Origin of the sequence: Loktanella sp. 3ANDIMAR09 (assembly GCF_001420005.1) — a bacterium.
GTDB lineage: Bacteria > Pseudomonadota > Alphaproteobacteria > Rhodobacterales > Rhodobacteraceae > Loktanella.
Map to the genome: position 1 here is coordinate 1 of NZ_LJAK01000002.1, position 24057 is coordinate 24057.

Genomic DNA, 24057 nt, shown 5'->3' on the forward strand with positions numbered 1-24057 from the left:
CGGCGTTGGACGCATGATCGGCGAGGGCTACGACCCGCGCCATCTGCCCTGCGACAAGGATGCCCGACACGTCAGCCAGGGTGCCGACGATGCTGGGTGTGTCGCCGACAGCCTGGTCAATGGTGGCCCGGATCGCCGCACGGCCCGCTGACGCCGCAGCCTGTGCCTCGGCCTGCGCAATTGCCGCCTCGGGATAGCCCAAGGCCAATGCCTCGGCGCGGGTGACCGCGAATGTGGTGCGCACGCCGTCGGTGACGTTTAAGAAATCGGCCATCTTCGCCTCCTTTAGTTGGTCAGAACCGCGCCACCAGCGCCGGAACTGATGGCGACTTGCCCGCCGTTGATGAGGGTTGTGGACCGCTGCCCAACGACCGCCGTGCCTTGCGCAAAGTCGATGCCGACCATGCCGTCGAAGGTTGTGTTCAAAGCGGAGAGCGTGGCGACAGCACCGCCGCCAGTATTCGTGAACGTGAACTCGCCCGTGCCGATCAACCGGCAATCACGAAACGCAATCTGTGTCTGCGTACCGGCCGGAATGTTCCAAAAGCGCGGGGTGCCCCAGCCTTTCGAGGCGTTCAGCTTTGCAGGCGCGACAAAGTCGATATCGTGCGCACGAATGCGAGAGAAGAAGCCCGGCACGAAGTTATAAAGCTGATTTCCTGCGCCGTTTTCAAACGCGCCGAAAGCGATGATGGGGTTTGCGCCAGAGCCGACTTTCTCGAGGAAAAGTCCCCGTTCACCCGTCGCGATGTTGCTGACAACTGGATGCGTTTCGCCAGAGCGTAGCCGAAGATGGACAGCCACACCCTCGTCAGACGCCGCGACTGCGTCGGCGATCGTATTGAACGTCCCGCCGTTGATCTGGGTCGGGTTCGGGTCAGCGGGGTCAATGACCGCCTCGAAGGCCAAAGACGGGATCAGGCCCTCGACGCCGGTTGCGACCTCGATGGCCAGCGCATCGACGGCGACCTGCAGCGCTGCGAGGTCTGCCTCGCCTTCGGCCACGGCCGCCTCGACCTGGGCGCGTACGCCAGCGGGCATGTTCGCCAAATAGGTCGCCAGAGACGACATTACCGCCAGCGCCTCGCTCATCGTTGCAAAATTGGTGGGCATGATCAGACCTCCTATCGCACGCGGATGATGGGATGGACGGACACGGCGCGCGGGCGGGTTTCTTCACCGCCAAAAGGCAAGGTCGATGTCACGAGGCGACCATCTGCGGGCTCGTTAGGGCCTTGTGCATTGTTGCCGTTGTCCTCGTTGTAGGCCCCATCGAGAGGGTGGCTGTGCTCGCGGATTTCATCCGCCTGCCAGGTCCCGATTTCGAGGGCGGGCAATTCGCCGCGCCCCAGATCGGCACCGCGACGAAACTCGGTCCGTAGCTCGGGGATGTTGAACGTGGTGGCACCGTCGCCAGCGCCCCAGGCATCGCCGATGGCCGCCCACAGCTCGGGATATTCATCCCGCGCCAGCGCGCGGCCGTCGGCGGTCATCCAGCCGTCCGGTGCCACCGGCCCGGCACTATCGACGAGCGTGCCGATGGGCACCTGCGCACGTTCCAGCGCCACGATCCGTTCCGCAGCCTGGGCCAGCGCCTGCGTGAAGATGGCATGGGCCGCCAGATCCTCGGCGATGTGATCGACCAGCGGCCAGTCTGGCCCCTCGACGATGATCGCCCCCTCGGCCACGCGGTCCAGTGTGATCGTTTGATCGAGGACAAAGTCATAGGCCCCGAGGTCCGCTGTCGGGTAATCCAGCCCGGCCGCCACCACGATCAAATCGCCGTCCTGGTCAAAGAACCCGACTTCGCGCAGGGTCATCGCGGGCAAGTCGGCCGACGGAAACACCGCGTTGATCATCCAACTGCTGGCCTCGGTCTGGGCGCGACGGTCGAACGGACGACGGATGACCTCGCCTCGCAGCGAGACCTGATCCGTCGTGGGATCGTAGAGCGCACCGCCGCCGTCCCCCAGGGCGACCTCGGTGATGACGACGGCCGCCTCGGACCCGGAGGCAGTGTTGACCTTGGCCAGGCCGAGGTCTGTAAAGATGATCGTGGCAGGCATGGCGTTCCCCTATGCGGGCCGCACATCACCGCGCTGGACGATGCGTCCGCGCGCGGCGATGTAGGCTGGCTGACTTACAGAATGATCGGTGACGGGCACGTCCGGCCGCAGGATGCCGGTCGCATCGAGGCGCGCGCGCATGCCGGTGGCAGCGCTGGCGGTTTGTGCGTTCGTAGACCGGACTTGGTAAGCTGTATCCTGCGAGAACCGCTTGCTGGCCTCGACGAGTGTTCTGATCCTGTCAAAGGCACGCGGCCCACCGATCGGCTCATCGCTCCAGAATTCACCATCAGCCTCAAAGACCAGGCGATGGGTATTGGGCGGTCCGACCGGAGTATCTTCGTACCAATGAACAATCTCGGCCGTGACACCGACCAGGCTTAACGCCAGGACGACACCTGCATCGTAACCTTTTGACACGTGAAGCTCGTAGGCGTTCGAGATAATGTCGCGCACCCTTTGCTCGGACAGGTCGGATGTGACGTATTCTTCAAGGCTAAATTCGACGATCAGTGCCGGCAGCAATTCCACCGGACAGGTTTGCGCATCGACCATCACAAGGTTCGTCAGGTCGAAATCAGCGAAAGTCGCGCCGAATGCGGCAAGAAACGCATCTTGGCGCGGATCCCTGATACTGGATGGGACGAGAGTGCGGATCAGCTCCGCAACGTCATCAGACATTGGGCGTCTCCTCGACATCGATCACGATCGCGTCCAGTGCGGCAAAGCTGGTTCCGGGCAAATCAGTAAACTCAAATCCCGGTCCATCGACACCAACGACGCCAAGCGGCGCTACTGCCTGACGGACGGCCTCAACGACAGCGGACGGTGCGACTTGTGCGCCGAGGATCCTCGAGAGCGCATCAAACAGGGTACGAATGGCGGTTTCGGCACCGACCCTGGCAAGGTTGCCGCTGCCAGGCTTGACCCGCAGCAAAAGTGTCGTGGTGAATGACACCCGGTCAGCGTCCCGGATCGACACGAAGTCGCCCATGGGAACATTGCCGTCCAGGTAGTCCAGGACAGCGGCTTTGACCGATGCCCCGGCGACCCCGTCCGATACGAGCGGCGTGATTTCAATAAACCCCGGCTGCGGCCTGACAACCTGCACATCGACAATGTCGGGATGCGCAGCTTTGACAAGCTCGATGTAGCCCTGGCGGGAGCCGCCGCGCGAAATACGCTCGAACGATCCGGCGATCCGTTCGCGGAAACGATCGTCGCCTTCAATGTTTGCGCCACCGGACGTTACCTGGTCATTGGAGACGCTTTCAACGTAGGCAACGGGATCGAGAATGTCCTCGATGACGCCAAGCGCAAGGTCGTTGTAGACGGCCCCGACACTTGCTGCGACCACATCGACAGTGCCTGTCGTGGTTCCGGCAGGAATGATCAGCTCCAAAACTGTCGCAAATACCAGGTCGGGCCCGGCGGCAACCCGCGTGCCGACCGGTACGATGACAGCTGTTTGGCGGATTTCCGAAAGGGTAAAGACAACCCGCGCGCGGGCCGCTTGGGCTGCCAGACGCTGGATGCCGACATTCGCGCCCAGATCATCGAGGTGCCGCCCCTGCGCCCACACCGTGCGGTTCTGAAGCAAGCCGCCCTGGATCGCAGCCCCGATACCCGAGATTGCGAATGCCATGACTTCTATGACGAACATCTCGACCTGGGCAGGATATAACGTTCGCCCCGACACTTCCTCGAACTTGGCGACCAGTGATCGCTTGATCGCATCGGTGTCGCGCTCAACGAATTGAGGCTCCTCGCGGGCGCGCAGGTCGTTCAAGGCGAGCACTGCAAGCGACGTCATTGCAAAACCCCCGCGAGGGACTGACCCGAGGAATTGAGCGGGACGGTCGTGCTGCGCAAATCGTCAATGACGCTTTCGACGGGCTGCCAATAGATATTGCAGCTCAAGCGTGCGTATGAGGTTTCATAGACGCTGACATCCGTCAGGACGATGCGTGGCTCCCACATCGTCAGAGCGTCCCAGACCGCGCGGCCGACTTTCGGGATCGCTTCGTTCGACGGCAAATCGATGTAAGGCAACAAGTCGCACCCTTTTTCCGGGCTGGTCGGCACCGATCCAGGTTGGGTGAGAATGATTGTTGCAATGGCTTGATCGAGATCGTCCAGTGACGTCACGATCTGTCCGAACACCGCCGGAACGATCCGCGTATTCGGATCCATGCGGCCGACCTTGAGCGACCAGTGCTGGAATGCGATGTCGTCTTTGCTTTGCATGATGTTCGATACCGCAACGACCATGCAGGGTGGGGCGGACTAATGTCCGCCAAGCCGGTCAGGTCGGTGCGCCGGTCACCCCTGGACCCGGATCGACACCATCGTGGGTATGGTCGTCGCCAATATTCGTTCCGTTGTGGGTCAACGTCCCGCTCTCCAGCGCAATCGTGTCGGCAACGATCCTGACCGTGCCTTCAGTCCTGATCGTGACAGCGCCCGTTGCCATATCGATATGGACGGACCCCGTTGCCCAGACGATACCAGCATCATCGTTGGACGCATATGGCGGTGTATCGCGGGCATTGTACTTCGAGCCGAGCAGACAGCCATCTTCGCCGCGCGCATCGAGCGCACACCAGACCTCTTCGCCCAGCCCCGGCATCATAAATGATTTCGTCTTCGACGTTGATTTTGCCAGCACATCGATCCATGCCGAGACAATTCCGTCCTCGTCGTCGAACTGGACCCGAACTCTTTGCGTCTGCGGGTCACGGGCGACGACGACGCCGCGCTTGTTGACGGCACCTGGGCTAGTTGATCCGGGCATCGACCAGCTCCGCAGTTGTCGTGTATCCGCCGCGCCCGATCGTATGGACTGAACTATCGATCACCCGCGTCCCGGAGTATCCGCCAAACCCTGTCAGGCTGACGGTATTGCCCGCAACGAGCGTGGCCGATCCCACTGTTTTCATGCTGCCCTGGAACGCGGTGCGATTTGCAAAGTGCATCTCCGACTGGATGCGCGCGCGTGCGTGCGCCACGCTTTCAAGCCGCTCGCCGGAAATGCGCAGGGTGTCGCCCGTCGGGGCACGAGGATCGCGCTCGACGTGCTCGTTTGTGCGCGCCAGGCGTTGGTCGAGATAAGAGGCCCGACCTTCGGAATAGGTCCCGTCGCTCTGAAAGCGCATGTCATAATCGATTAACGACCCGTCACCGTGAGATAGGGTGCGGGACGGTGTGCGGCCGTCGATCGACGCGAATGTCGTGAAGACGATCACAGCACCTCTGATGTTGCAGTAGTGTCCGGTTTCCTCGGCCAGGCGCTTGATGAACGCAAGATAGCGCTCTTTGCGTTGCGTAATCCTCTGGAAAAACAGGTCAGCGATGTCACCCTGAACCGTCATTCCAAGTAGCGCGGCGACCGTTTCGACAACGTCGCGCAGCCGCTGGCGTTCGTAGGCGACGGATTTCTCTGTCCGCAGCGCCTTCGTGATCGGGGCGGCCAGACCACGAATAGTCATCAGATCGCCACCGCGGCCGCCCGTGGCATTGGGTTCGTCCATCTCAAACGTGCCGCAAGGCAGCACACCGCCATAGCCATCGAATATGGTCAGGTTCATCGTATCACCGTGCTGGGGTCGCCATTGGCCTTTCCAGCGCCCGTCTTTGTCCTGAACCGTGACATCGATTTCGTCGGCCTTGCCGTGCAGGTGATCGACGTAGTTCACCTGCGTTGTCAGCGGATCGAGGTCGCCGCTGATGTCCACGCCACGGTAGACGAGCAGAAATGTCGGCTGGGGCAAACCATTTGTCACGATGTCACCCCTGCACGTTTCCATGGCGGAAGGTCTGTTGCCTCTTGGGCATCATCATCCAGCACCGGGATGATCAAGGTGAGCCCGGACGGCAGGATAAGAGGCGGCATCCGGATTGGATCGAGAAACAGCGACCGGTTGGCGTCAAGAATGACGGACATGCGTGATGCGTCGCCATAGTAACGATAGGCCAACAAGTCCCAGCGATCCCCCTGGACTGTGCGATGCTCGAAATAGCCATTCGGATAAGCCATCGATCAGCGTTTCAAATCGGGGTTGATACGCGCTGCACCGGCTTTGGCAGGCGCGTTGCCGCGGGCGATCCGCGCCAATAAGTCGAACAGGTTTGGGACGGGCGCTTCGAGGAGTGCCATTGACGCTTCGACCCGCACGATGCGGCCTGCACGGTCGGTTTTTCGCACGTTGACCTGCAACGCTTCGACAACGTAGCGGAGCCCGCGAAACCCGCCCGTCGTAAAGAGCAGCGGCAAAGGCGTCTTGAGGGCGAACGCAGCTTCGAGGCGGGCAAGTTCGACGCGCGGATCGCAGAATTCTTCGGCAAAGAAAAAGTCGAAGTTCTCGGTGTTCAGCTCGGCCCCGATGTCGTGCAAAACGGGCTTTCCGCGCGACACGTCGTATTGGGCAAAGGTGTTCTTGCGCGAAATCGAATGCCCCACGGGACCCGATAGTCCTGTGATCCCGAGCGGGATCGATCCAAGGAAAACAGCGATCATCAAAAGTCCGTCCTGCGTTCGCGTGCGGTTTCCCGATCGACCAGTCGCTTGATCTCGCGTCTGTGCGATGCAAGTTCGCGTTGAAAGTCGGCCAATGTTTCCGGATTTCCGGACGCAATGTTGATATCTCCGTAGGTCACCTGAATGACCCGCTGACCGATTTGCGCATCACGTGGTGCGGTTTGGGATGCGCGTGCTGCGGCGATGCGGGACTGGGTCGCCGAGGCAGGCACACCGTCCATGCCGGTCATTGACATCACCGGTGTGGCTGCGGCGAGCGTGGCGGCGGTTGCGGCCTGCATTGCGCGCACCATTGGCCGGCCGTTGATCGATGCGGCAATGGTTTCGCCGAACTTGAGGCGATGAATATCGGATAGCGGTCCGGTCTTTGCAGGCGAAGACGGAAGGTGATCGCGGACTTGCTGCGTCGCAGCGGCCGTCGCGGCCACGACTAGCCCAGTACCCTGGCGGATACCCCGCGCCAGCGTTCGCATCAGGGCCACGCCGCGATCTGTGTAATCGGCGCGTGCCAACAGGCTGTCAATTTGCGACAGAGCGCCGCTCACGGTGTCGGGAACTGCATTTGCGGCCCGTTCTATCGCCGCGATTTTCGTCATGACAGCGTCCATATCCGATACCGGCGGCAAGCTTGGTGCAGGCGGTTCAGGCATCCGGAAGTCGTCGAGCTGCCGCGAGGCCTCGATCATCTCACGTGCCGTTTCCGCAAACACACCGCCCTGGTCTGCGACACCCTGCAAGGTGGTGCGGTACGTTTCCAAGGTGGTCGCTCCGGACGCCAGTGCCTCGCTCAAGGCCTGACCCTGGACAAAGTCATCGCGGAACCCGCGTTCGGCCAACGTGTCAAGCTGGCCGAAGATGCGATCGACCCCTTTGGAGCCAGCCAGAGCTGCCATGGCCCGCTCGGCACCGCCAAGTGCTGTCTCTATGGCTCCGCCGACCGTCTCGCCCAGGGCTTTTGCCCCCGCAACGATACTGTCGAAAATGCCTGAAAGGACCGACCAGCCGTCCTGCACGATGCCTGTGATACGATCGACTGCGACCGTGAGGGCATCCGTATTCAAATCAGGCATCCAGTCCGCAGAGAATATCGCCTTGAAACCTGACCACGCCAGATCGGCCGCACCTTTTGCAAGGTCCACGCCAGCGGTAATCGGCGCAGCAAGCCCGGACCAGTTCACGCTGATTGCATCGCCCGGCGACCAGTCGAAGACTGACTTGATCGTATCCCAGATGGCGGCGACCGCGTCGAAGGCCGCACCCACAAACGCGCCGACCGTCTCAGAAATCTCCGACCAGTTCGCGATGATCAGCCCAAGCGGCGACCATTTGAAGACTGTTTTAAGCCAGTCCCAGGCGGCGCTCACCACGTCGGTGATCACGTTCCAGACCGCAACGAAATAGGGTCCTACCTTGTCCCAGTTCTTGTAGATCAGGTACACGCCACCTGCGATCAGTGCGATCGCGAGGACAATCGGGTTTGCCATTAATGCGGCCGTCAATTTCGACAGACCTGTCACGATCTGCACGAGACCTGCGGCGGTGCCGATCAGCGTCGGCGCAAAGACAATACCGGCGAGGATCATGGATAGGTTCTGCCATCCGCCTGCATATTCGGATGCGGTCGATAGCAGGTCCGTCAGCGTGCCGATCAAATCGAACAGACCGACGGCAAAGTCCCACATCTGCGTTAGTGCGGTCTGGATCGTCTGCCCGATCTGGGTCGCCCATTCGAGCAATGTGCCATCAGCTTCCATTTCGTTGATCTTGGCGAGGATCTGCGCAAGACGATCCTTCATCCAATCAAACAGTCCCGCATCCATGATCATCATCTGAAACTTCGTCCACAGATCGAGGACGTTCGAGACCATGCCGCTCCAGGTGGCCGACAGACGTTCCATCGATCCAGCGTATTTCTCGTTCATGATTTCCATGAGTTTTTGCTGGATCGCTACCCGATCACCCGCCGCGACCGTCGCTTCCATCTGCTGACCGGCCGCGTTGACATAGGCGTAAGTAATGTCGCCGCCCGATTTGCTGGCGGAGATACCGAATTCCTTGAGGCGTTCGTTCTCGCCGGTTACCGCGTCGGCGATAGCCTCGACTGATTGGATCAAAGGCTTGCCCATCGCGGCTGAGGTGTCACCCAGTGCCTGCATCAGGCCGTCGGTAGGGTCCAGGCCGTAGGATCGCAGCTTGACAAACCCTTCGGTGACCTGGTCCAGCTCATAGGGCGTCTTGACCGCAAAGTCGGACACCCACTTCATGGCTTCCTTCGCTTTGGCCGATGACCCTTCCGTCGTTTCGAGGATCGTCTGAAACTTCTCGAAATTCGCGGCCGTCGATACAAGACTTGACGCGGCCACGGCTGCACCGCCGTAGGCCACGCCGATCGCGGCCGTGCCGATCAGCAGACCACTGCGGATTTGTCGTGCGCCGCGTCCGATTTGATCCAAACCATCGCGCTTGAGCCGGCCCGCCTTGCGCCGCAGGGCGTCCATGCCGCGCCCGGCCCGCCGTGTGCCCTGAACGACGGCATCAAAGGCACGGCCGCTTGCTGATTTTACGCCGTCGAGTGTCCGGCGCGTACGGGACATGGCACCACGGGTCGTTGCAGCGGCGCGCTGCGAGCGGTCAGCGCCGGTGCGCGCCGCTTCGCCCATCCGCCGTTCGGCGTCCATGATACCGCGCATGGTCCGACTTGCCCGGTCGATTGCGGAAAACGTCATTGAGAATTTCATGCAACCTCCCTCTCAGCTGGTGGCGGGTTAGCGGCGCGTTCGGCGGGCTTATTCGCGCGCCGCGTCTGCGGCTTCCTTGCGGGCGCGATCCAGTTCGATCCGGGCATCGAGGCAGAACGCGAATTCGCCCTCGTCCATCGCGTTGAGCGTGTCGTGGGAGAACCCGCATTCCACCAAGTAAATGTGATCGATCGGGTGTGAGAGCCTTAGTCCGCCTTCGGCTCGTTTCCCACGGCATCCACGTCGTCCGGATCGTCACCGGCATCCTCGTCTTCGTCGCCAAAGACTTCGCCGATCAGGAACAGCATGTCCTTGGCGTCGATCAGGCCATTCTGGACGTCGGCCATGGTCAGCTTCTCGCCCTCGAATTTCACAGTGCCGATAATGAATGCCGCCTGGGCGCGTGGCACGTCGCCCTTGGCCTGGCGCTGCGCCAGCATCCATGCGCCGTGATTGATGAATTCGGGGATCTGGGCCGTGATGCCCGAGCGGGGCAGGGTCTTTTCAGTCGTGCCGTGATGCGCTGCCTTGTGGGCTGCGAGCTTTGCGCGGACGCCTGTGAAATTCTCGGTGGGTTTGGTCATTGTATGTCCTCGGGGTGCGGCTCTCTGGCACGGCGCACCCCGTGACAAAGACCTGAAACGCCCGAACGGTGCGAGGGCGGTGACTATTGCTAGCCCCGCCCGCCTACGAAAAAGGGCGGACCGAAGTCCGCCCTGTCGTTCTTGGTGATCTCAACTCGGCTGTCAGGTCGGCCAGACAGGCTCACCGTTCACGTTGTAGATGCCTGCAAAGACATCGACCTCGATGATGGGTGTCGCACCGCCGTAGACCTTTTGGCTGAACGAAGGGATGGTGATCGCGTGTTCGACGCCGACTTTCTCGCCCAGGGCCGGTTTGAAGCCCGACCGCTTCATGAAGTGAAACCCGACATGCGTTACCAGGGTGTGGGATTTATCGAGGTTCAGACCGTTTTCGTCAAAGATATCGACGTAGGAATGAAGCTGCGCCGTGTGACGTTTGGTCGGGTTCATCAATGTGCGTTCCAGCTCTTCGTCGAGCCAGTCGAATGCGATCTTTCCTTTGAGTGCCTTGAGCGGCCGGGCGGGCAGCGCGAGGACTGCAACCATTCCCAGGGTGTTGTGCTCGATCTCTGTCGTCTCCTCGCCGTCCATCTCGAAACTCGACACGCGACCTTTGACGTCGGTGCCGTTGAGATAGAGATCGGCATTGGTGATCTGTCCGATTTTCTGGACCATGGTAGTGTTCCTTTCCGGGGTGCCGCGATCAGGCCGAAAGATCGAGGGCGCTGTTGATGAACTTTGTATCGACGTAGGAGTGCGTCGTGATGCGCTCCGCGACCGACGTGGGATGGCATTCCAGGCGATAGTGGAACCGGCCATCGGCGATCTGCTCGCCGGTGTTGCGCGCCCGGTCGAAGCGGAACGTCCCGCCGTACAGAACGCCGGCCCCGATCTTGGCCCGCAGGTGCGCGTTCATGGCTTCCTCGAGGGCTTCGATGTTGCGCGGCTCGCCCAGGCGATCGATGTACTGCATCGTCAGGAAGGTCGCCGCGTCGTGTAGCTGATCGAGCACGCGGCGCGCATGAATGAAATTCTCGACGTGGGTTGAGCCTGGGAACGCTGCCGAGCGGTTGCCAAAGGCGCGGTAGCCGGTCGCGAAAGATCGCATGCACGTCACGATGCCCGCCTCGTTGAGCAGGTTTGTGTCGTTGGCATAGTCCGATGGGTAGAAGTTGATATCGACTTCCAGCCCGATCACGCCAGCCAGCTCGCGGTTACTTGCCGGCACGTGATAGCCCTGTTCAAGGTCGGTCTGGATCATCAGACCCGCCAGGCGCTGCGACAGCGGCTCCAGGCGCGGGTCACCGGTCACCGTGTCGGCCACCTCGACATGCGGATAGGTCAGGATCGTGCGGGCACTGGACGTGTTGGCGCTGCCCGCTGCACCGCGCGCTTCGACCGCCTGTTGCTTTGTCAGGCCAATGGGCAGGTCGCAGATCGCCATGGCGTTGAGTTTGTGGGCGACAGCATCCATTTCGACCCGCACGGCGGCTGCACTCGATTGCGCCGACAGGATCAGCTTCGGGAAATATCCAAAGCGCGCGTAGCAGGTTTGCGCTCCGGCGAGGCCAGTCGTGGCTCCGGTTTCATCGATGCCGCCGACGAAATCCGCCGCCGTCAGATCGGCGACGACACCGGCATCGGGATCAAAGACATTGTTGACGATGATCGTGCCGCCCGAGCCGTGATCGAAAATTGCATCGAGCGCCTGGGGGATCGTGTAGCCGTCGGTCTGCGGACCGAACGCCGCGACTGCTTCCTCGCGTGTCCGGATGATGCGCGGCTTGTTGATGTAGGCGGCGCGGTCGGCCGCATCGTGCAGTTCCCCGATCGGCGCGGTACCGTTGAGGTAGGTCACCGCCGACTTGACCTCGCGGACGACGGACACGCCATCCTTGTATTCGATGACTTCGGGGCCGTGGTGAAAGTTCGTGCTCATTTGCCTTTTCCTTTTGCTGCGGAACGGCTCTGCGCTGGCGCGTCGCCGGTCAGTGGGTCATCCGGATTGGTCCGGGGTTCGGTGGGGCCGGTGTCCGGTGCTTTTGCGATTGGTGCAGGAACCAGCAATTTACGCGCGATCAGGGTCGCGATGGCGGGGTGATCTGCGGGCAGGTCCGTGTAAATTGTCCCTGTGACGAGCGGCCGGTCATCGCCCGACGGCGCGTCCTTTGGCGCATCGCTGGCCTTCGCTGTGCGGTAGGAACTGACGGGGCCAAGATAGAGCAGGGACGTCGGGTTCTGTTTGGACATGATGGGCTCCTTTAGGACTGACTGGTCGGGGGGCTGGTGTGGACCATGGGGCGCATGGCTGCGGCGGGGGTTCGGCGGTGTCTGGCGATAGCCGGCGCATCGAGGCCAATCACGATCTCCCAACGCCACTGACCCTCGACTTCCGAGATGAGAGCATCGCTGACGATCTCCGCAGGACCGGCGCCGTCGAATGCGACGCCTTGCAATGCGAGCCGAATATCCTCGAGAGCGTGATACGCGCCCCTGTGACCGCGCAGGTTCCGGATCAGCAGGACAATGGCGAAGTTCATGCGCCGTGACTGGTCGATCGAGGCGGGCCCCGCGCGACCACGAAAGCTGGAGCCTTTGTAGTGAACCAACGCCGCCGCATCCAAACCGGCGAAATCATAGGTCATTACGTCAGCGGGGAATGCGTCCACCTTGACGGTACCGGACACACCCTCGCGCAGGGCCGCGACAATGGTGTCTTCGATGCGCTCGAGTGCCGAGGCGTCGCGCGGCTCGATCAGTGCATCGCTGCTGGTCATGGCAGGTATCCGTCGAGAATGATCGGGCTGCGCACTGGGGAGGCTGCGGCGCGGACTGTTCCGCCAGGGTTCACTGTGGTGGCTCCGGCCGCAACGTCGCCGACATCGGACAGGTCGATATTGACGATACCGCGCGACACTTCGCGGAGCCAGTCACGGGCGTCCTGGAACCGTTGTTCGCATTCGTCACTGACCGAGTTGCGATTTCCGGTCCGCGACCGCAGCCGGTACCGGACGATATCCGACAGATATGCCTGTAGCAGGTCGGGCGTGCGTGCCGCGTCCAGATCGGCGATGAACGGATAGCGCTTTTGCAGGTAACCTTTCGCCATGTCTGTCGCAAAGCGGATCGCGGCCTCGATGCGGGCCATGTCGAGCGTGCGCCCATCAGGCGTGTTGTGCGATCCCAGGCCTGCAACCTGATCGAGTTCGGAGCGATCGATGTGCTCCAGCAGTATGTCGATGGTCAGCAGTTCAGGCATGGGATGGCTTTCGGACGTTAAGTCGGAACGGGGTGAAATCGGCGGGCGAATAGTCCCGCCGACTTTTTGATCATGACACCGGTGTCTGGCGTGCCTGTGCGAGGTCCTTCAGCGCCGCATCGACGTCGGCGCGCTTTGCACCTTCGTGGCCCTTGCCCAGCAACTTGTGCAAATCGGCCATGTTGAGAGCTCCGACATCGTGCCCATCCGCCTTGAGAGCGGCGAGACGATCTGCAAGCGACAGCGCGTGATCTTCAGGGGTTGTGGCATCGTCCGGTTCTGTTGCCGGTCCGACGACACCCAGCGCTGCGAGACGGTCCGCCTCACGCTCTGCGAGCTCGACAGTGTCGCGGTCGGTACCGGGCGCGTAGACAACGCCTGATCTGCGCAACCGCGACAGGACTGGGTACGACTTTTCCACGATCAGACCCCCGTCGCGTTTTGGATCAGGAAGCCCGCCCGGTTGGCGACGACCAGTTCGGCAAGCGTCTCGCCTGACCGGACCAGGACACCGCCACGCAATCCCATGTTCGCGGGAAGCGTGCCGGCAACCTTGGTGCCCAGTTGTGCGGAGAACCCGAAGGTCAGGCCGCCGGATGTGTCGGCCGTCCGGTCGATGTACTGGCCTGCGACGATATTGTCCCAGACACGGTTCAGGACGGGGTTCTCGCCAGGACGCTTGATGTTCACGCGGCTGGCACCGACGAGCACGCGGCGGACTTCGAGCAGCTCGGCAACCTGTTCACGGGTGGCCCGGCCCTGATCGCCCGAGTTGCCGTGCACCGCCTTGACGATCTTGGGGTGCTTGCGGAACGCCCGCCAGCTTTTCAGACCGAAGACGAGCTGGTTGGGACGGACCCAGCAAGTATCGAGCATGTCCTCGATGGCACTGACAGGGTCGCTGTCTGGATCGTCAAACACATCCGATCCACCCAAAGCCTCGACATGATCCGGGTGGTAGTTGTCCGCGTTGGTGATGACATTTGCGACGCGCACTTCGCGGTCGAGGGCGACCACGTCCGTGGCCCGCTCGGTGGCCTTCATCTGCGGATCGTGACCGTTGCGCTTGGCCTCCTCGAGCGTGGCGTTGTCCAAAGGCACATCGATACCGAAGTCCTCACAGGCGGCGGATTTCTCGGTGCCCTCGACTTCGACCTGGTTGGGCGTTCCCCGACGGCCGACGCGGGTATTGGGCAGAGTGAAGGCATCGGCCTCACCATAGTTCTGCCATTTGAAGTTGCGGCCTGGCGCGGTGACGCGGGGGAGAACCTCGTCGGCGATCAGGATTTGGTCGGGGTTGCGGTACGCGATCGCGATTGCCGTCAGGATCGGGCTTTCGGTGAACTGGTCGGTAGCGGCCATTGTTTAGGTTCCTTCAAGGTTGGCAGCGGTGCAAATTCCGCGCCTGGAGACTGGGTGAGGGCGCTTAGCCCGTGATCTGCTGCGGGCGGATAAGGATGGGGCACAGCGCACCGGACGGCGCGCTCTCCATTGCCTGTCCCAGTACGTCGAGCTGGACGCCGTCCGCAGGGGCTGCAGGAATGGCGCGCCCATCGGCGTCGGCGGTCACATAGTCACCGAATGCCACTGCGGCCCCGGTTTCGACATCCTGCATTTCCGTCATGTAGACATCGACGCGGTCGCCCTCGGCCGCACCACGGACCCCGGTGACGCCGAGGATCGGTGTGCCGACCGATGCGAGGCCGACATGCCCGCCGGATGTGCCGAAGGTGACGATGCGGCGCTTTGGAGTTTCGGTGTCGGCGGTGAAGTTCTTCACGTAGCCCATGGGGGTGTTCATTTCGCGGCTCCTTTGATGACGTGGGCGACGGCTTCGGAAATCGAGATGGGATTACCGGCCGCCTCCTGTTCTTTGCGGTAGGTTGCGGCAAAACTCGCGATCTTCTGCGCGTCGTCCGCGAACTCACCGGGCTCTTCGCCCAGATCGGTCTGGCCGAAGTCGATGATTTTGGGCTGCTCCGACATCAGCGCCTTGAGCGCCTCGATGACCGGTTGCTCCCCGCCTTCGGCAAAGGATACGGACTGATCGGCCGGCAGTGCGTCCAGGATCGCGGTGAAACGATCACGCGCGGCCGGGGCAAGCTTGCCATCGGTGACGAGCGTTTCGGCAAAGGCTGCATTTTCGAGCGTGCGGGCTGCGGCCTCTTGTTTGGCGAGGGTGGCGGCGCGGGTATCCAGCGCGGCCTGATCGTCTTTGAGTTTCTTTTCGCGCCGGGCGATTTCTGCGGGGTCCATTGCAGGGTCCTTTTCGGGTTTGGGTGTGGGCGGTGCCGTAAAGCTGGGTGTGGGGTCCGGATCGGGCTTGGTGGACAGCTCGCGCTCGTCGAGCCATTCGATACGGTAGGCGGGCAAGACGCGGTCGGCAGCTTCCAGGCCGAACTGCTCGATGAACCAGTCGCGCAGACCACGGAACATGCTGGCCGTATCCTGGAACCCGGCTTCGCCGAACTTGGCCTCAAAGGTCACAGCCTCGCCTTTGCCGGCCGCTGCGAACCGTATGGGCTTGAGGCCGGAAACGGCCGGGGCAGCGCCACCCAGAAAACCGACATGCTTGGCATACCATTTGCCGGGGGTCGGGTTGTTGGGGGCATCTGGCGTGTGAAACGACATCGACACCTTCTTGAACCGGCCTTCCTTGACGGCGTCGGCGAACGCTGGCTCCAGCTCGTCGATGTCGGCATAAAGACGGTCGGCGTCGGCATCGTACTCAAAGCCGCTGACCCAGCCGTATGCGGGCGCATCGACAGACGGATGGCCGATGACGACCGGGGCGGGCGCGTTATCGGGATCGTAGGCATCGACAATTCCGGCCAGATCCTCGGCCGTGTAGGAGATCGCATCGCCGCTCATCGGCTTGAATGTGCCGGTGCGAAAAACTTCGATCCGAAATCCGGGTGTGTTGGGCATGATAGGTTCCTCTGATTGAGGGGACCTTGCCGCCAGTTGTCATGGATCGGGGGCGGACCGGTGTCCGCCCCTGCAATCTGGTTTCGGAGAGGTTTGGCGGGTTTGTCGGCGGATATCGCCTCGTGGGATCGATCACGGTCACCCGATAGGCCCTGACAGCGTTTTTAACGGGGGTTTAACGGGGGGGTGTTTTGTTTTTACTTGGTGCCACCAGCAAATGACCCTGATGGCGCTGTACGGCCCGTTCTGCGAGGTATCGCGTTTTACCTCATTCCGACAGGAAGTCGGCGGTGATGTCGCTGATGGCGGAACGATCTGTATCGGATAGTCCAAGGATCGGCCGGGCCGGTATCGTGACCTTGCGCCCACGCCCGGCCGCGCCGCCGAAGTGATGGATCGCTGCATAGGTCACATTGGTGCCGATCCGGACCTCGGTCGGGGATGCGGTGTAATTGAACGATCCGGCCAGGCGGCCCCGCTCGCGCAGGATCGTCAGTGGTGCATTGCCGTTGCGGGCGAGGCGGGCACGGGTCGTGGCCGGTGCCAGGGGTGTCCATGCCGCACCATCCGGTGCCGTCTCGCTGTCGAACCGATCCTCAATTGAATTTAGCATGTGTTCGCCGATCTGGGCGTGCAGCGGTCGCAGGTTATCCAGACGGTCAAGCTTGCGCTGCATCTGCTCGACAAGATCGGCGTCATCGATGGTGACGGTGATTGCTGCGCCGGACATGCAGGGCTCCTAGATCGTTTTCGCCTGGTACAGATCGGGTCGCCATTCCGTCATGGCGTTCCATACGGCGACCCCGGCCTTTGTCAGCATCAGGCCGCGTCGGTCGTAGGTCATCAGCGGCACGGCCTTCTGTGTGAGAGCCCAGACCGCACGGCTGTTGCGACTGGCGTACCGGCTTGCCCACATAACATCGCGAATGGCGGTCAGTTGCGACCATGTCAGCCCGGCGAATGGCCTGTGCGTCTTGCGTTTCATAATTGATCTCACCTTCTTGTCGTGGTGGGCGAATGCCCTTATCTTTGAGTTGTCGTCGGCAGCCGGATGTTTGGCCTGAAATCCCGGCGACCACGGACCGGCAGAACATCCTGGCCGGTCCGCACTTTCACTCCCGCTCGTAGATCAGGACCCCGGTGCGACGCCGATCGATTGCGTTCACACTCGTGGATCGGCCATTCTTGTTCGTCGGATTGAACGCCGTCTTCGCCGTCCACCGTCCACCCAGCAGCTCGAAGATCACGAGCAGCCCGGTTGTGGGATCGATGCGGATGTATTTGCGATCGACAACCAGCTCCTCGCCGCCGCCCTGGTCTGCCGGGATCGGAATGGCGGAGACGCCGATCCAGATTTCGTCCGGGTCGCGGATCGCCTCGGCAAGTTGTGCGGCGTGCACTTCCCGGCCGCGCTTGAGGATCTTGTATGATCCATCAGGCTGGCGGAACAGTTCATCCGAAATCGGGATGTGTGCACCCGCCCGGTCAGTGAACAAAACAGCTTCGCCACTCCTTGCCCCGAAGCCGCGCAGGAACGCATCGACATAGAAGCTTTCGGTGCGGCCTGCTTGCAGTGTCGGTTCAGCCAGGGGCGCTCCGGTCGCGATCACGTCGGACAACGGGCGGCGGGCATCGACGTCCACGACAGTGCGCGCAGTGATCCGTTCGACCTCGGAGGGTACAAGTCCGCGTTCCCACAGATCGCCGGGCTGGTATTCGAACCCGTAGCCCAGGCCTGCAGGCTGATCGATCATCCCGCCACGGCTGGGATCGTAGATGGTTCTGACCCGGCGCGGCGGACTTTCGTCCGGGCCCGCCCGGCCCAGGCGCTCCAGGTCACGCTGCGACAGTGTACGGACGCCGCATGAGCACTTCCAATCGTTGGGCGGATAGTGCTCGTCCCAAAACGGATCGTCATGACGCAGGATCAGACCATCCCAGGCAAGGTGTTGACGCCGGGCGATTTTGGGTTTGCGGGTCTGCCCATGGCGATACTGCCAGAATGGACGCGCCTTGAGCATGTCCGGGTCGCGCATCTGCTTGAGGCGACCTGCCATGTAGGAGGTTCGCACGTTTGTCTCAAAGATCACCCGGCTCCGCCAGCCGCGCTCACCGTTGTAGCTCCAGCCATACTTGGCGACGATCCGGTCGAAATCATCACGAAAGGCGCGCAGGCCCGTGCCGTCTTTCAACGCCGTTGCAATGGCGTCCTGAAAGTCGCGCAGCATGTCGCGGTCCTTTGCACCTGCGACGACAAATGCGCGGTCATGGTCGCCGCGCATCACGTCCGTCCAGGCAGCGGTCGGCCGGGGCGCTTTTTGCGTGAAGAATTCGATTTGCTCGCGGAAGCCCTGTTCGAAGACATCGACGTCAGCGAAAGCAGTTTCTTCAGCCTCATTGAGAACCGCATCGCGACCAGCGTAAGCGCTTGCGTTCAGTCCCAGCTCGAGACCGCTGGCGTAACCGGTCACGTCCCATTTAGCGGCGACAATGAGTAAACGGGCGGCCGCACCTTCGAGATCGCTCGCCGCGTCTAGAACTGATCGAATGTCTGACAATCGATCAGCGTCCCACTGCTCACCCATATCTTCGAGTTGCCCGACGAGCCGCTCTTGATGATCTGCATCTGTGTCCGGTTCCGATCCGGCAAATGCCGGAGCAGCCGGTTTGCGCGGAGCCGTCTTGGGATCGATGGTCGGTTTGGCAGGCGTGCCCGGTCCATCATCCGGACCGACCGTCGCGAAGGCATGTCGCGCCGCAACCAGCCGGTCCAACTGATCGGCGGCGATCGCAGCCGGCGCCAGCGCCTGGATGAATTCGCGGGCATCGTCGTCGTCGATGAAAGCCGCGCTCGCGCTTACGATCTTAATGATCGCCGTCGTATCGGCAACGGCAGCCTCGGCCCGCTTCTGGCGGGTCAGTGCCGCATCCTGTTCGTTTGCGGCGCGGACACGCCAGACAAATGGCAGCTTTGCATCCGGGTAGTTATAGGCCACCAGCCAGGCAATGAGGGTCGAGCGCAAGGTGTCGGAAAGCAGATCGGCATCTGCGTCGATCAGCATATTCAGAATATCGGCATGCACTTCGCCCGCAGCGCGCGCACCCTTGTCCTGGACGTCAGTGGTCAGTGTTTCGCCCAGCACGCCGATCGACAACTGATTGTCCCAATACTTGCACCAATCCTCGTATGAGGCAGACGCCGACCGCGACGCTTCCAGCAAATCGACCTCTGTCCCGATGGGGACCAGCACGGCCGCTTCCTTCGAGGCCTGGCCGAGACTTGCGAGCAATTTGCGTTCCTCGTCGTCGCCGAGCCCGTAGGGAACTTTGCCAACGACTGTCGGGGCTGCGAACTTGTCGAGGAAGGTCAGCCAGAAAGCCACGCCCTCGCGCTTGAACAGGGTCGGCCAGAACAACCGTGTGCCGAGACCAAGGCCGAACGGGTTGTTTCCCTTCACGCCGTGCCGGTGCACGATGAATTTGCGATCCGGCATCTCGACGCCCTCAAACCCCTGTTCGCGGGTCAGCAGTCGTAATGTCCAGTCGATCCCGAATGTGAACCGGCGTTGATCGTGGGTGACGATCCTGTCGATGATGGCGCGGTCGCCGTCGCGGGCCCAGACGATTTCGCTAACGGCAAACCCTTTGAGGGTCGCGTCCAGCAGCTCCTCGCACAGTCGATCGAACGGAAACGATTTGAGCTGTTCACGTACGAAAGAGGCTGCCTCAAGGTCACGCGGCGCGTCGCCACCAGGTTCGATCTCCCATTCCCGCGCGATCAATGCCTTTTTGCGTTTTTGCAACACGGCCCAGGCATGGGTGTCCCGCTCGATCTCGTCATAAAGTGCAAGGCCCTTGCCTTTGCCACGCTTGATAATCGTATCGTCGGACGGTTGCAGGACGTTGGAAAAGAACGGAATGGTGATGTCGCTGCGCACATCGGCGATGATGGCACGCGCATCCTTCGGCAGGTTGCGGCGCGAGGCCACATCGCCCGCGGCGAGTGCGACGGATGAGGTCGGGGCGTCGGTGACATGATCGGTCATTCGAGGCGGTATCCTTGGGTCAGAGAAGACGATGTACCGGGACCGGTACCGCGCACCAATGGCGCGCCGCCTGCAACACGTGCGAAGCGAACGGCGTGCTGCCAGAGCATATCGAGACAGTCCGGACCATCGTCGTGATCAGCGTTGGGCCATTGCTGGAGCTGGTCGATCAGTGTGCTCTGACTGGTGTGAAACCGGATCATGCCGGCAGCGGTCGGTGGTTGTAGCCGCTCGATGCGCAGATCCTTGTCGGCATACGGTGTCACCGGATGTGCGGACAGGGGCACGTTTCCACGGACAGCCTCTCGCATGAGAGATGTCCGCAGGAACTCCTGGAACTGAACGGCTTCGACGAACCACAGATGGCAGCGGTATTCGCGTTGCAGGGCGATGGTGTCGCTGATGATGATATCCGGCAGGCGCTTGCGGATCGACGCCTCGAGTACATCCATCTCGCCGGACTGTGGATCGATGCCGCCGATCAGGATCGCGGAAGGATCGCGCCCATGACCTTTCTTGCCCAGTGACGGGTCGATCGCACCGAAATGGATCAGTGTCGGGCGGCGCTGGACCCAGTAGGTCAGATCACCGAACGGGTTGTTGTCCGAAATCGGTTTGTTTTGGTACTCGGTCGCGAAACTTGCGTGTCCCGCAGCGCGCTTCATCATCAAAAACGGCAGAGGTTGCATGCTGGGCCAATTCACCACAGCTCCCGCGTTCATCGCTTCAGCGCGGTCGGCATAGAAGGCCTCGGCCGCATCGGGGCCTTCGTTCTGAAATACCTCCTCGAAGGCATCCCACAGGTCCATGTTGTCCGGCCAGACCATGATCGCCTGGAACTGGGTCGTGCGCCATGCGGGTGACTTTGCCTTGCGGGCAAGAACTGCGTCGAAATGCAGGATCGTGCCGACGTAGACGATCCGCAGTGAGCCATCGGGCGGTCCGACTTCGGCCACGGCCTTGTCGATCCAGCTTTCAAGCTTGCGGCGCTGTTCGATCGAGCGGACGTTCTCGTCGTTTTCGAGATCATCGAGAAACACCAGACCGGGGCGAAACGGCCCGTGCCGGCGGCCACGAATTTTTTGCAATGCGCCCACGCCTTCCACACGGATGTCGTTGCGTGTGACGATCTCGCCTTCGCGCCAAACCCTGCCGGCACCGCAAGCCTGCGGGAAGTCGTGTGCCAGGCGCGGGTTCGCTGTCAGTTCGGACTTGATCGCCTCGATCAGCAGTGCGGCCTGACCGTAGACGTCGCAGATTTCTAGAATGTAGTGTTCCAGGCCCAGCACGATCGCGTAAAGCGCACCGCCGAGTGAGAGGTGTGTCGATTTGGATGAACCACGCGGGGCGACGAAGCATTCCTTGGCACCTTTGCGCCGGTCGCCTTCGATGGCATGCAGCATGCGTGGAAAGCGCTCGAATGCGGCTTCGTGAAACAGGCTGGCTTCTCCGCGCACGTAATGCGGCAGGTAGGTTTCCACAAAAAACCGAAACCCGCTTTCGCGGTCGCTCACACGCCGTAGCCGTTCCGCCTTGCTCTGCGGGTCGCTGGCAAAGGCATCGACCGAAAGCTCGATCCAGCGATCGAGCGATGCGGCATGGGCTGCGACAGCTTCCTTGAACGCGCGGGGTGTCAGTGTCTTTTGCAGGGCGGGGCGTTTCACGCGTAGGCCTCGACCAGGTGATCAGAGAAGGGGGCTGAAATCTGCAACAGGATTTGAGCGTGCTCGGGGTAATTGTCCCGCACAAAGACCATCAGCCTTTGAATGACGTCCTGGGCCACACCGAGTTCGGAGATCTTCGGCGCAAGCTTTCCAGCCGACGCGGTCATCTTGGTCATGGCATCCGCGAGCGACGTCATCATCATGATCCGTTTGTCGATCGGCAGTTGGTCCGCGCGCTCTTTCAGGCCATCGGCCTTGAGATCGTCGATGGCGGATTGTGCCATGATCATGAACTCTTCGACGACAGTGGTGATCACCGCATCAAGGCCTTCGCCCGCGATCATATGTGCCGCCCTGGCCGTCTCCCAGTTGTCGCCGGCCGCGAGGGCTGCACGTTTCCACCGACCGATGGTATTGGTCGAGACACCAACGGACAGCCCGATCATCGCGAGGGTGCGGCGTTTGTAGATAAATTCCGAGCGGGCCTGACGCCGCTTGTCGTTGTCACCTGTCATGGCCGGGAGGTCCTGTTGAAATGATGCGGTCCTGCAAACCACGATACTGTGTCACGACACGGGCGTGACGACGACGGCAATCGCCGAGCGCGACGCGGTGATCGGCCAGGATGGACCGCAGATCGATGCCCTCTGAAATACCGGGATCGGCACAAGGCATTGCGTCCTGTGGTGACAGGTCCGCCAGTGCAGCGGTGATCGTCACGGTTGCAGGCAACGGCCCGGCACTATTATCGTCCGAGGCTGCGCAGGCGGTCAGCGTCATCACCAGAAGCGATGCACCGATCAGGCGACAGGTCTGATTTGTAAGTTTCGGCATCTGATTTGTCCTGGTCTAGGGTTGCGGCATCCTGAGCGGCCGCGCGGTCGGCCTCATTGCGGGCGTTGCGGGCGACACCGATGATGCGGTCGAGCTCGAGGCGCGCTTGCCGTCTGTCCTCGATTTCTGCCGCCAGTCGGTCGTGTTCACACCGCGCACCGCCAAGCCCAAAGCCGAGCCAAAAGATGACGAGGAAAAGCAGGCAGATCAGCATCGGCCAACCGACACGGCCAAGCGGCAGGCGCGAGATGATCGACATCAGCCACATTACAGGGTGCGGCCCGTGCGATGATCATCGACCCGCGCCTTTCCTGCTTTAATAGCCTGGAACACAACCAGCGCGCCACAGACGACGACACCGCCGCCCAGCACCGGCCCCAGGGAATTGAATACGCCTTCGTACACGCCCACACTCTCGGCCAGCCGCGTGAGGATGCCCGTGCTGTCCTCGATGACGCTTACGACGCCACCGGCTGTCAGGGCGCTGCCGACCGCACCTTGTGCAACAGAGGCCTTGGCGATCCGCGACCCGCTTGCGGCCAGATCGGTGACGGTCGCCGTCTCTCGCGCTGCGTTCAAAGACCGCCGTATGGCGTCGTCGAGCGCCTCGAAGGTTGCCGACCCTGCAACGCCATCGGTCATCAGGTCATTGTCGGCCTGGAATGCCAGAACAGCATCACGGGTCAGCTTGCCGAAATCGCCGTCGATCTTGCCAGGGTGATAGCCCAGTCCGGTCAATGTGCGCTGGAGTTGCGAGACGGGCGCGCCTTTCGCACCCATGCGCAGATTGAGGGCTGCAGGGTGCCCCTTGCGGCTTTCCGGGCGCTCTAGGCCGGACAGGTCCCCACGTTGAACCGATTTCGCCGACCAGTATTTTTCCTTGGCAATTGTCTTGCCCTCGGCAGTCATCTCGCCATCGACCAATCCCAGCACGTCCTCGTAGTCGAAGACGGGGCAGGATTTTGCAGCAACTTCGCAATGACCCCGGAACCGGATTTGACCGTTGTAGGCGTTCTCGATCTGCTCGCAGATGTCGAGCAGGGCGTCCGTTTGGTTGTCGGTGAACTTGTCAACTTCGAGGCCGTGCAGGCAAATCGCGATGGTGCCGCGATTGTGGCCGCCCTGGGCCGCTGGCGTCAGTTCCAGACTGCGACCATCCTCGACCGTGCCATCCTTGCGGATAAACAGGTGATAGCCGATGCCGTTCCAGCCATTCACGCGATGCCAGGCATCCATCGTCGCAGCGTTGTCATGCTTTGGGTTGTCGCTGGCGGAGCAATGGATGAATACCGTATGGACGGCGCGGCGTGGTTTTTGAAAATTGTACATGGCGACCTCTGGGGACTTCGGATTGTCCCCTGTGTCGCGCGCGCGCGGGCATGAGTAGGGGCGGACAGATGT

The 24057-nt window shown here is 61.7% G+C and carries 29 protein-coding genes; all 29 read right to left on the reverse strand.

What is annotated here, in order from left to right:
* A partial coding sequence (locus AN189_RS02800) for a hypothetical protein (protein WP_056030771.1) occupies positions 1-274 on the reverse strand: 274 nt, incomplete at its 3' end.
* Between the two features lie 11 nt (positions 275-285).
* Complete coding sequence (locus tag AN189_RS02805) at positions 286-1113, reverse strand: hypothetical protein (RefSeq protein WP_056030773.1); 828 nt, start codon at positions 1111-1113, stop codon at positions 286-288.
* 11 nt (positions 1114-1124) lie between these two features.
* On the reverse strand, positions 1125-2066 hold the full coding sequence (locus AN189_RS02810; RefSeq protein WP_056030775.1) for a tail fiber protein: 942 nt from the start codon (positions 2064-2066) through the stop codon (positions 1125-1127).
* A 9-nt stretch (positions 2067-2075) separates the two neighbouring features.
* Positions 2076-2747 (reverse strand): phage tail protein I, encoded by a 672-nt coding sequence (locus tag AN189_RS02815; protein WP_056030778.1) that lies wholly within the window; start codon positions 2745-2747, stop codon positions 2076-2078.
* Positions 2740-3879 (reverse strand): baseplate J/gp47 family protein, encoded by a 1140-nt coding sequence (locus AN189_RS02820; RefSeq protein ID WP_056030781.1) that lies wholly within the window; start codon positions 3877-3879, stop codon positions 2740-2742. Before AN189_RS02820 ends, AN189_RS02815 begins: the two co-directional genes overlap by 8 nt.
* A complete protein-coding gene (locus AN189_RS02825; RefSeq protein ID WP_056030784.1) occupies positions 3876-4337 on the reverse strand; it encodes a GPW/gp25 family protein in 462 nt (153 codons plus the stop codon). The genes AN189_RS02820 and AN189_RS02825 overlap by 4 nt, the downstream gene beginning before the upstream one ends.
* Before the next feature lie 34 nt (positions 4338-4371).
* Positions 4372-4860, reverse strand: coding sequence for a phage baseplate assembly protein V (locus AN189_RS18685; protein WP_157057360.1), 489 nt, complete (start codon positions 4858-4860; stop codon positions 4372-4374).
* Complete coding sequence (locus tag AN189_RS02835; protein ID WP_216597717.1) at positions 4844-5761, reverse strand: phage late control D family protein; 918 nt, start codon at positions 5759-5761, stop codon at positions 4844-4846. Before AN189_RS02835 ends, AN189_RS18685 begins: the two co-directional genes overlap by 17 nt.
* An 83-nt stretch (positions 5762-5844) precedes the next feature.
* The gene (locus AN189_RS02840; protein ID WP_056030792.1) at positions 5845-6102 is read right to left on the reverse strand and encodes a tail protein X; all 258 of its coding nucleotides are present in this window, start codon (positions 6100-6102) and stop codon (positions 5845-5847) included.
* Positions 6103-6105: 3 nt separating this feature from the next.
* Positions 6106-6582, reverse strand: coding sequence for a phage tail protein (locus AN189_RS02845; RefSeq protein ID WP_056030794.1), 477 nt, complete (start codon positions 6580-6582; stop codon positions 6106-6108).
* Positions 6582-9341: a tape measure protein gene (locus AN189_RS02850; protein ID WP_157057361.1), complete on the reverse strand. Its 2760-nt coding sequence runs from the start codon at positions 9339-9341 to the stop codon at positions 6582-6584. The genes AN189_RS02845 and AN189_RS02850 overlap by 1 nt, the downstream gene beginning before the upstream one ends.
* Positions 9342-9389: 48 nt before the next feature.
* A complete protein-coding gene (locus AN189_RS19660) occupies positions 9390-9515 on the reverse strand; it encodes a hypothetical protein (RefSeq protein ID WP_301281431.1) in 126 nt (41 codons plus the stop codon).
* A 32-nt stretch (positions 9516-9547) separates the two neighbouring features.
* Entirely contained in the window at positions 9548-9925 is a 378-nt protein-coding gene (locus tag AN189_RS02855) for a hypothetical protein (RefSeq protein WP_056030801.1), read from the reverse strand.
* A 162-nt stretch (positions 9926-10087) separates the two neighbouring features.
* Complete coding sequence (locus tag AN189_RS02860) at positions 10088-10600, reverse strand: phage major tail tube protein (protein ID WP_056030804.1); 513 nt, start codon at positions 10598-10600, stop codon at positions 10088-10090.
* Between the two features lie 28 nt (positions 10601-10628).
* The gene (locus AN189_RS02865) at positions 10629-11864 is read right to left on the reverse strand and encodes a phage tail sheath subtilisin-like domain-containing protein (RefSeq protein WP_056030807.1); all 1236 of its coding nucleotides are present in this window, start codon (positions 11862-11864) and stop codon (positions 10629-10631) included.
* Complete coding sequence (locus AN189_RS02870; RefSeq protein ID WP_056030810.1) at positions 11861-12175, reverse strand: hypothetical protein; 315 nt, start codon at positions 12173-12175, stop codon at positions 11861-11863. The genes AN189_RS02865 and AN189_RS02870 overlap by 4 nt, the downstream gene beginning before the upstream one ends.
* An 11-nt stretch (positions 12176-12186) precedes the next feature.
* Positions 12187-12702, reverse strand: a complete 516-nt coding sequence (locus tag AN189_RS02875) for a Gp37 family protein (RefSeq protein ID WP_056030813.1) — start codon at positions 12700-12702, stop codon at positions 12187-12189.
* Positions 12699-13184 (reverse strand): phage protein Gp36 family protein, encoded by a 486-nt coding sequence (locus AN189_RS02880; protein ID WP_056030816.1) that lies wholly within the window; start codon positions 13182-13184, stop codon positions 12699-12701. The genes AN189_RS02875 and AN189_RS02880 overlap by 4 nt, the downstream gene beginning before the upstream one ends.
* Before the next feature lie 70 nt (positions 13185-13254).
* Positions 13255-13605 (reverse strand): hypothetical protein, encoded by a 351-nt coding sequence (locus AN189_RS02885; RefSeq protein WP_157057362.1) that lies wholly within the window; start codon positions 13603-13605, stop codon positions 13255-13257.
* A gap of 2 nt (positions 13606-13607) precedes the next feature.
* Positions 13608-14546, reverse strand: coding sequence for a hypothetical protein (locus AN189_RS02890; protein WP_056030822.1), 939 nt, complete (start codon positions 14544-14546; stop codon positions 13608-13610).
* 64 nt (positions 14547-14610) lie between these two features.
* Positions 14611-14985, reverse strand: coding sequence for a capsid cement protein (locus AN189_RS02895; RefSeq protein WP_056030824.1), 375 nt, complete (start codon positions 14983-14985; stop codon positions 14611-14613).
* A complete protein-coding gene (locus AN189_RS02900) occupies positions 14982-16112 on the reverse strand; it encodes a hypothetical protein (RefSeq protein WP_056030827.1) in 1131 nt (376 codons plus the stop codon). The genes AN189_RS02895 and AN189_RS02900 overlap by 4 nt, the downstream gene beginning before the upstream one ends.
* Before the next feature lie 268 nt (positions 16113-16380).
* Positions 16381-16842 carry a phage virion morphogenesis protein gene (locus tag AN189_RS02905; RefSeq protein ID WP_056030829.1) on the reverse strand — a complete coding sequence of 154 codons (462 nt, stop codon included), beginning with the start codon at positions 16840-16842 and terminating at the stop codon, positions 16381-16383.
* A gap of 9 nt (positions 16843-16851) precedes the next feature.
* Positions 16852-17097, reverse strand: a complete 246-nt coding sequence (locus AN189_RS02910; RefSeq protein ID WP_056030832.1) for a hypothetical protein — start codon at positions 17095-17097, stop codon at positions 16852-16854.
* 127 nt (positions 17098-17224) lie between these two features.
* The gene (locus AN189_RS18690; RefSeq protein ID WP_083484228.1) at positions 17225-20158 is read right to left on the reverse strand and encodes a DUF935 family protein; all 2934 of its coding nucleotides are present in this window, start codon (positions 20156-20158) and stop codon (positions 17225-17227) included.
* The gene (gene terL / locus AN189_RS02920; protein ID WP_056030835.1) at positions 20155-21822 is read right to left on the reverse strand and encodes a phage terminase large subunit; all 1668 of its coding nucleotides are present in this window, start codon (positions 21820-21822) and stop codon (positions 20155-20157) included. Before terL ends, AN189_RS18690 begins: the two co-directional genes overlap by 4 nt.
* Positions 21819-22337, reverse strand: a complete 519-nt coding sequence (locus tag AN189_RS02925; RefSeq protein ID WP_056030838.1) for a DUF1804 family protein — start codon at positions 22335-22337, stop codon at positions 21819-21821. Before AN189_RS02925 ends, terL begins: the two co-directional genes overlap by 4 nt.
* Positions 22327-22656 carry a hypothetical protein gene (locus AN189_RS02930; RefSeq protein ID WP_157057363.1) on the reverse strand — a complete coding sequence of 110 codons (330 nt, stop codon included), beginning with the start codon at positions 22654-22656 and terminating at the stop codon, positions 22327-22329. Before AN189_RS02930 ends, AN189_RS02925 begins: the two co-directional genes overlap by 11 nt.
* 267 nt (positions 22657-22923) lie before the next feature.
* Positions 22924-23985, reverse strand: a complete 1062-nt coding sequence (locus tag AN189_RS02940) for a peptidoglycan-binding domain-containing protein (protein ID WP_056030848.1) — start codon at positions 23983-23985, stop codon at positions 22924-22926.
* Positions 23986-24057 lie beyond the last annotated feature (72 nt).

Bases quoted from the DNA above. Each gene is read 5' to 3' on its own strand.
- AN189_RS02890 (WP_056030822.1), bottom strand. From the start codon at position 14,546: ATGGCCGCTACCGACCAGTTCACCGAAAGCCCGATCCTGACGGCAATC.
- AN189_RS02860 (WP_056030804.1), bottom strand. From the start codon at position 10,600: ATGGTCCAGAAAATCGGACAGATCACCAATGCCGATCTCTATCTCAAC.
- AN189_RS02815 (WP_056030778.1), bottom strand. From the start codon at position 2,747: ATGTCTGATGACGTTGCGGAGCTGATCCGCACTCTCGTCCCATCCAGT.
- AN189_RS18690 (WP_083484228.1), bottom strand. From the start codon at position 20,158: ATGACCGATCATGTCACCGACGCCCCGACCTCATCCGTCGCACTCGCC.
- AN189_RS02850 (WP_157057361.1), bottom strand. From the start codon at position 9,341: ATGAAATTCTCAATGACGTTTTCCGCAATCGACCGGGCAAGTCGGACC.
- AN189_RS02875 (WP_056030813.1), bottom strand. From the start codon at position 12,702: ATGACCAGCAGCGATGCACTGATCGAGCCGCGCGACGCCTCGGCACTC.
- AN189_RS02930 (WP_157057363.1), bottom strand. From the start codon at position 22,656: ATGCCGAAACTTACAAATCAGACCTGTCGCCTGATCGGTGCATCGCTT.
- AN189_RS02810 (WP_056030775.1), bottom strand. From the start codon at position 2,066: ATGCCTGCCACGATCATCTTTACAGACCTCGGCCTGGCCAAGGTCAAC.
- AN189_RS18685 (WP_157057360.1), bottom strand. From the start codon at position 4,860: ATGCCCGGATCAACTAGCCCAGGTGCCGTCAACAAGCGCGGCGTCGTC.
- AN189_RS02845 (WP_056030794.1), bottom strand. From the start codon at position 6,582: ATGATCGCTGTTTTCCTTGGATCGATCCCGCTCGGGATCACAGGACTA.
- AN189_RS02905 (WP_056030829.1), bottom strand. From the start codon at position 16,842: ATGTCCGGCGCAGCAATCACCGTCACCATCGATGACGCCGATCTTGTC.
- AN189_RS02805 (WP_056030773.1), bottom strand. From the start codon at position 1,113: ATGCCCACCAATTTTGCAACGATGAGCGAGGCGCTGGCGGTAATGTCG.
- AN189_RS02925 (WP_056030838.1), bottom strand. From the start codon at position 22,337: ATGACAGGTGACAACGACAAGCGGCGTCAGGCCCGCTCGGAATTTATC.
- AN189_RS02895 (WP_056030824.1), bottom strand. From the start codon at position 14,985: ATGAACACCCCCATGGGCTACGTGAAGAACTTCACCGCCGACACCGAA.
- AN189_RS02940 (WP_056030848.1), bottom strand. From the start codon at position 23,985: ATGTACAATTTTCAAAAACCACGCCGCGCCGTCCATACGGTATTCATC.
- AN189_RS02820 (WP_056030781.1), bottom strand. From the start codon at position 3,879: ATGACGTCGCTTGCAGTGCTCGCCTTGAACGACCTGCGCGCCCGCGAG.
- AN189_RS02840 (WP_056030792.1), bottom strand. From the start codon at position 6,102: ATGGCTTATCCGAATGGCTATTTCGAGCATCGCACAGTCCAGGGGGAT.
- AN189_RS02910 (WP_056030832.1), bottom strand. From the start codon at position 17,097: ATGAAACGCAAGACGCACAGGCCATTCGCCGGGCTGACATGGTCGCAA.
- AN189_RS02900 (WP_056030827.1), bottom strand. From the start codon at position 16,112: ATGCCCAACACACCCGGATTTCGGATCGAAGTTTTTCGCACCGGCACA.
- AN189_RS02855 (WP_056030801.1), bottom strand. From the start codon at position 9,925: ATGACCAAACCCACCGAGAATTTCACAGGCGTCCGCGCAAAGCTCGCA.
- AN189_RS02880 (WP_056030816.1), bottom strand. From the start codon at position 13,184: ATGCCTGAACTGCTGACCATCGACATACTGCTGGAGCACATCGATCGC.
- AN189_RS02865 (WP_056030807.1), bottom strand. From the start codon at position 11,864: ATGAGCACGAACTTTCACCACGGCCCCGAAGTCATCGAATACAAGGAT.
- AN189_RS02870 (WP_056030810.1), bottom strand. From the start codon at position 12,175: ATGTCCAAACAGAACCCGACGTCCCTGCTCTATCTTGGCCCCGTCAGT.
- AN189_RS02825 (WP_056030784.1), bottom strand. From the start codon at position 4,337: ATGGTCGTTGCGGTATCGAACATCATGCAAAGCAAAGACGACATCGCA.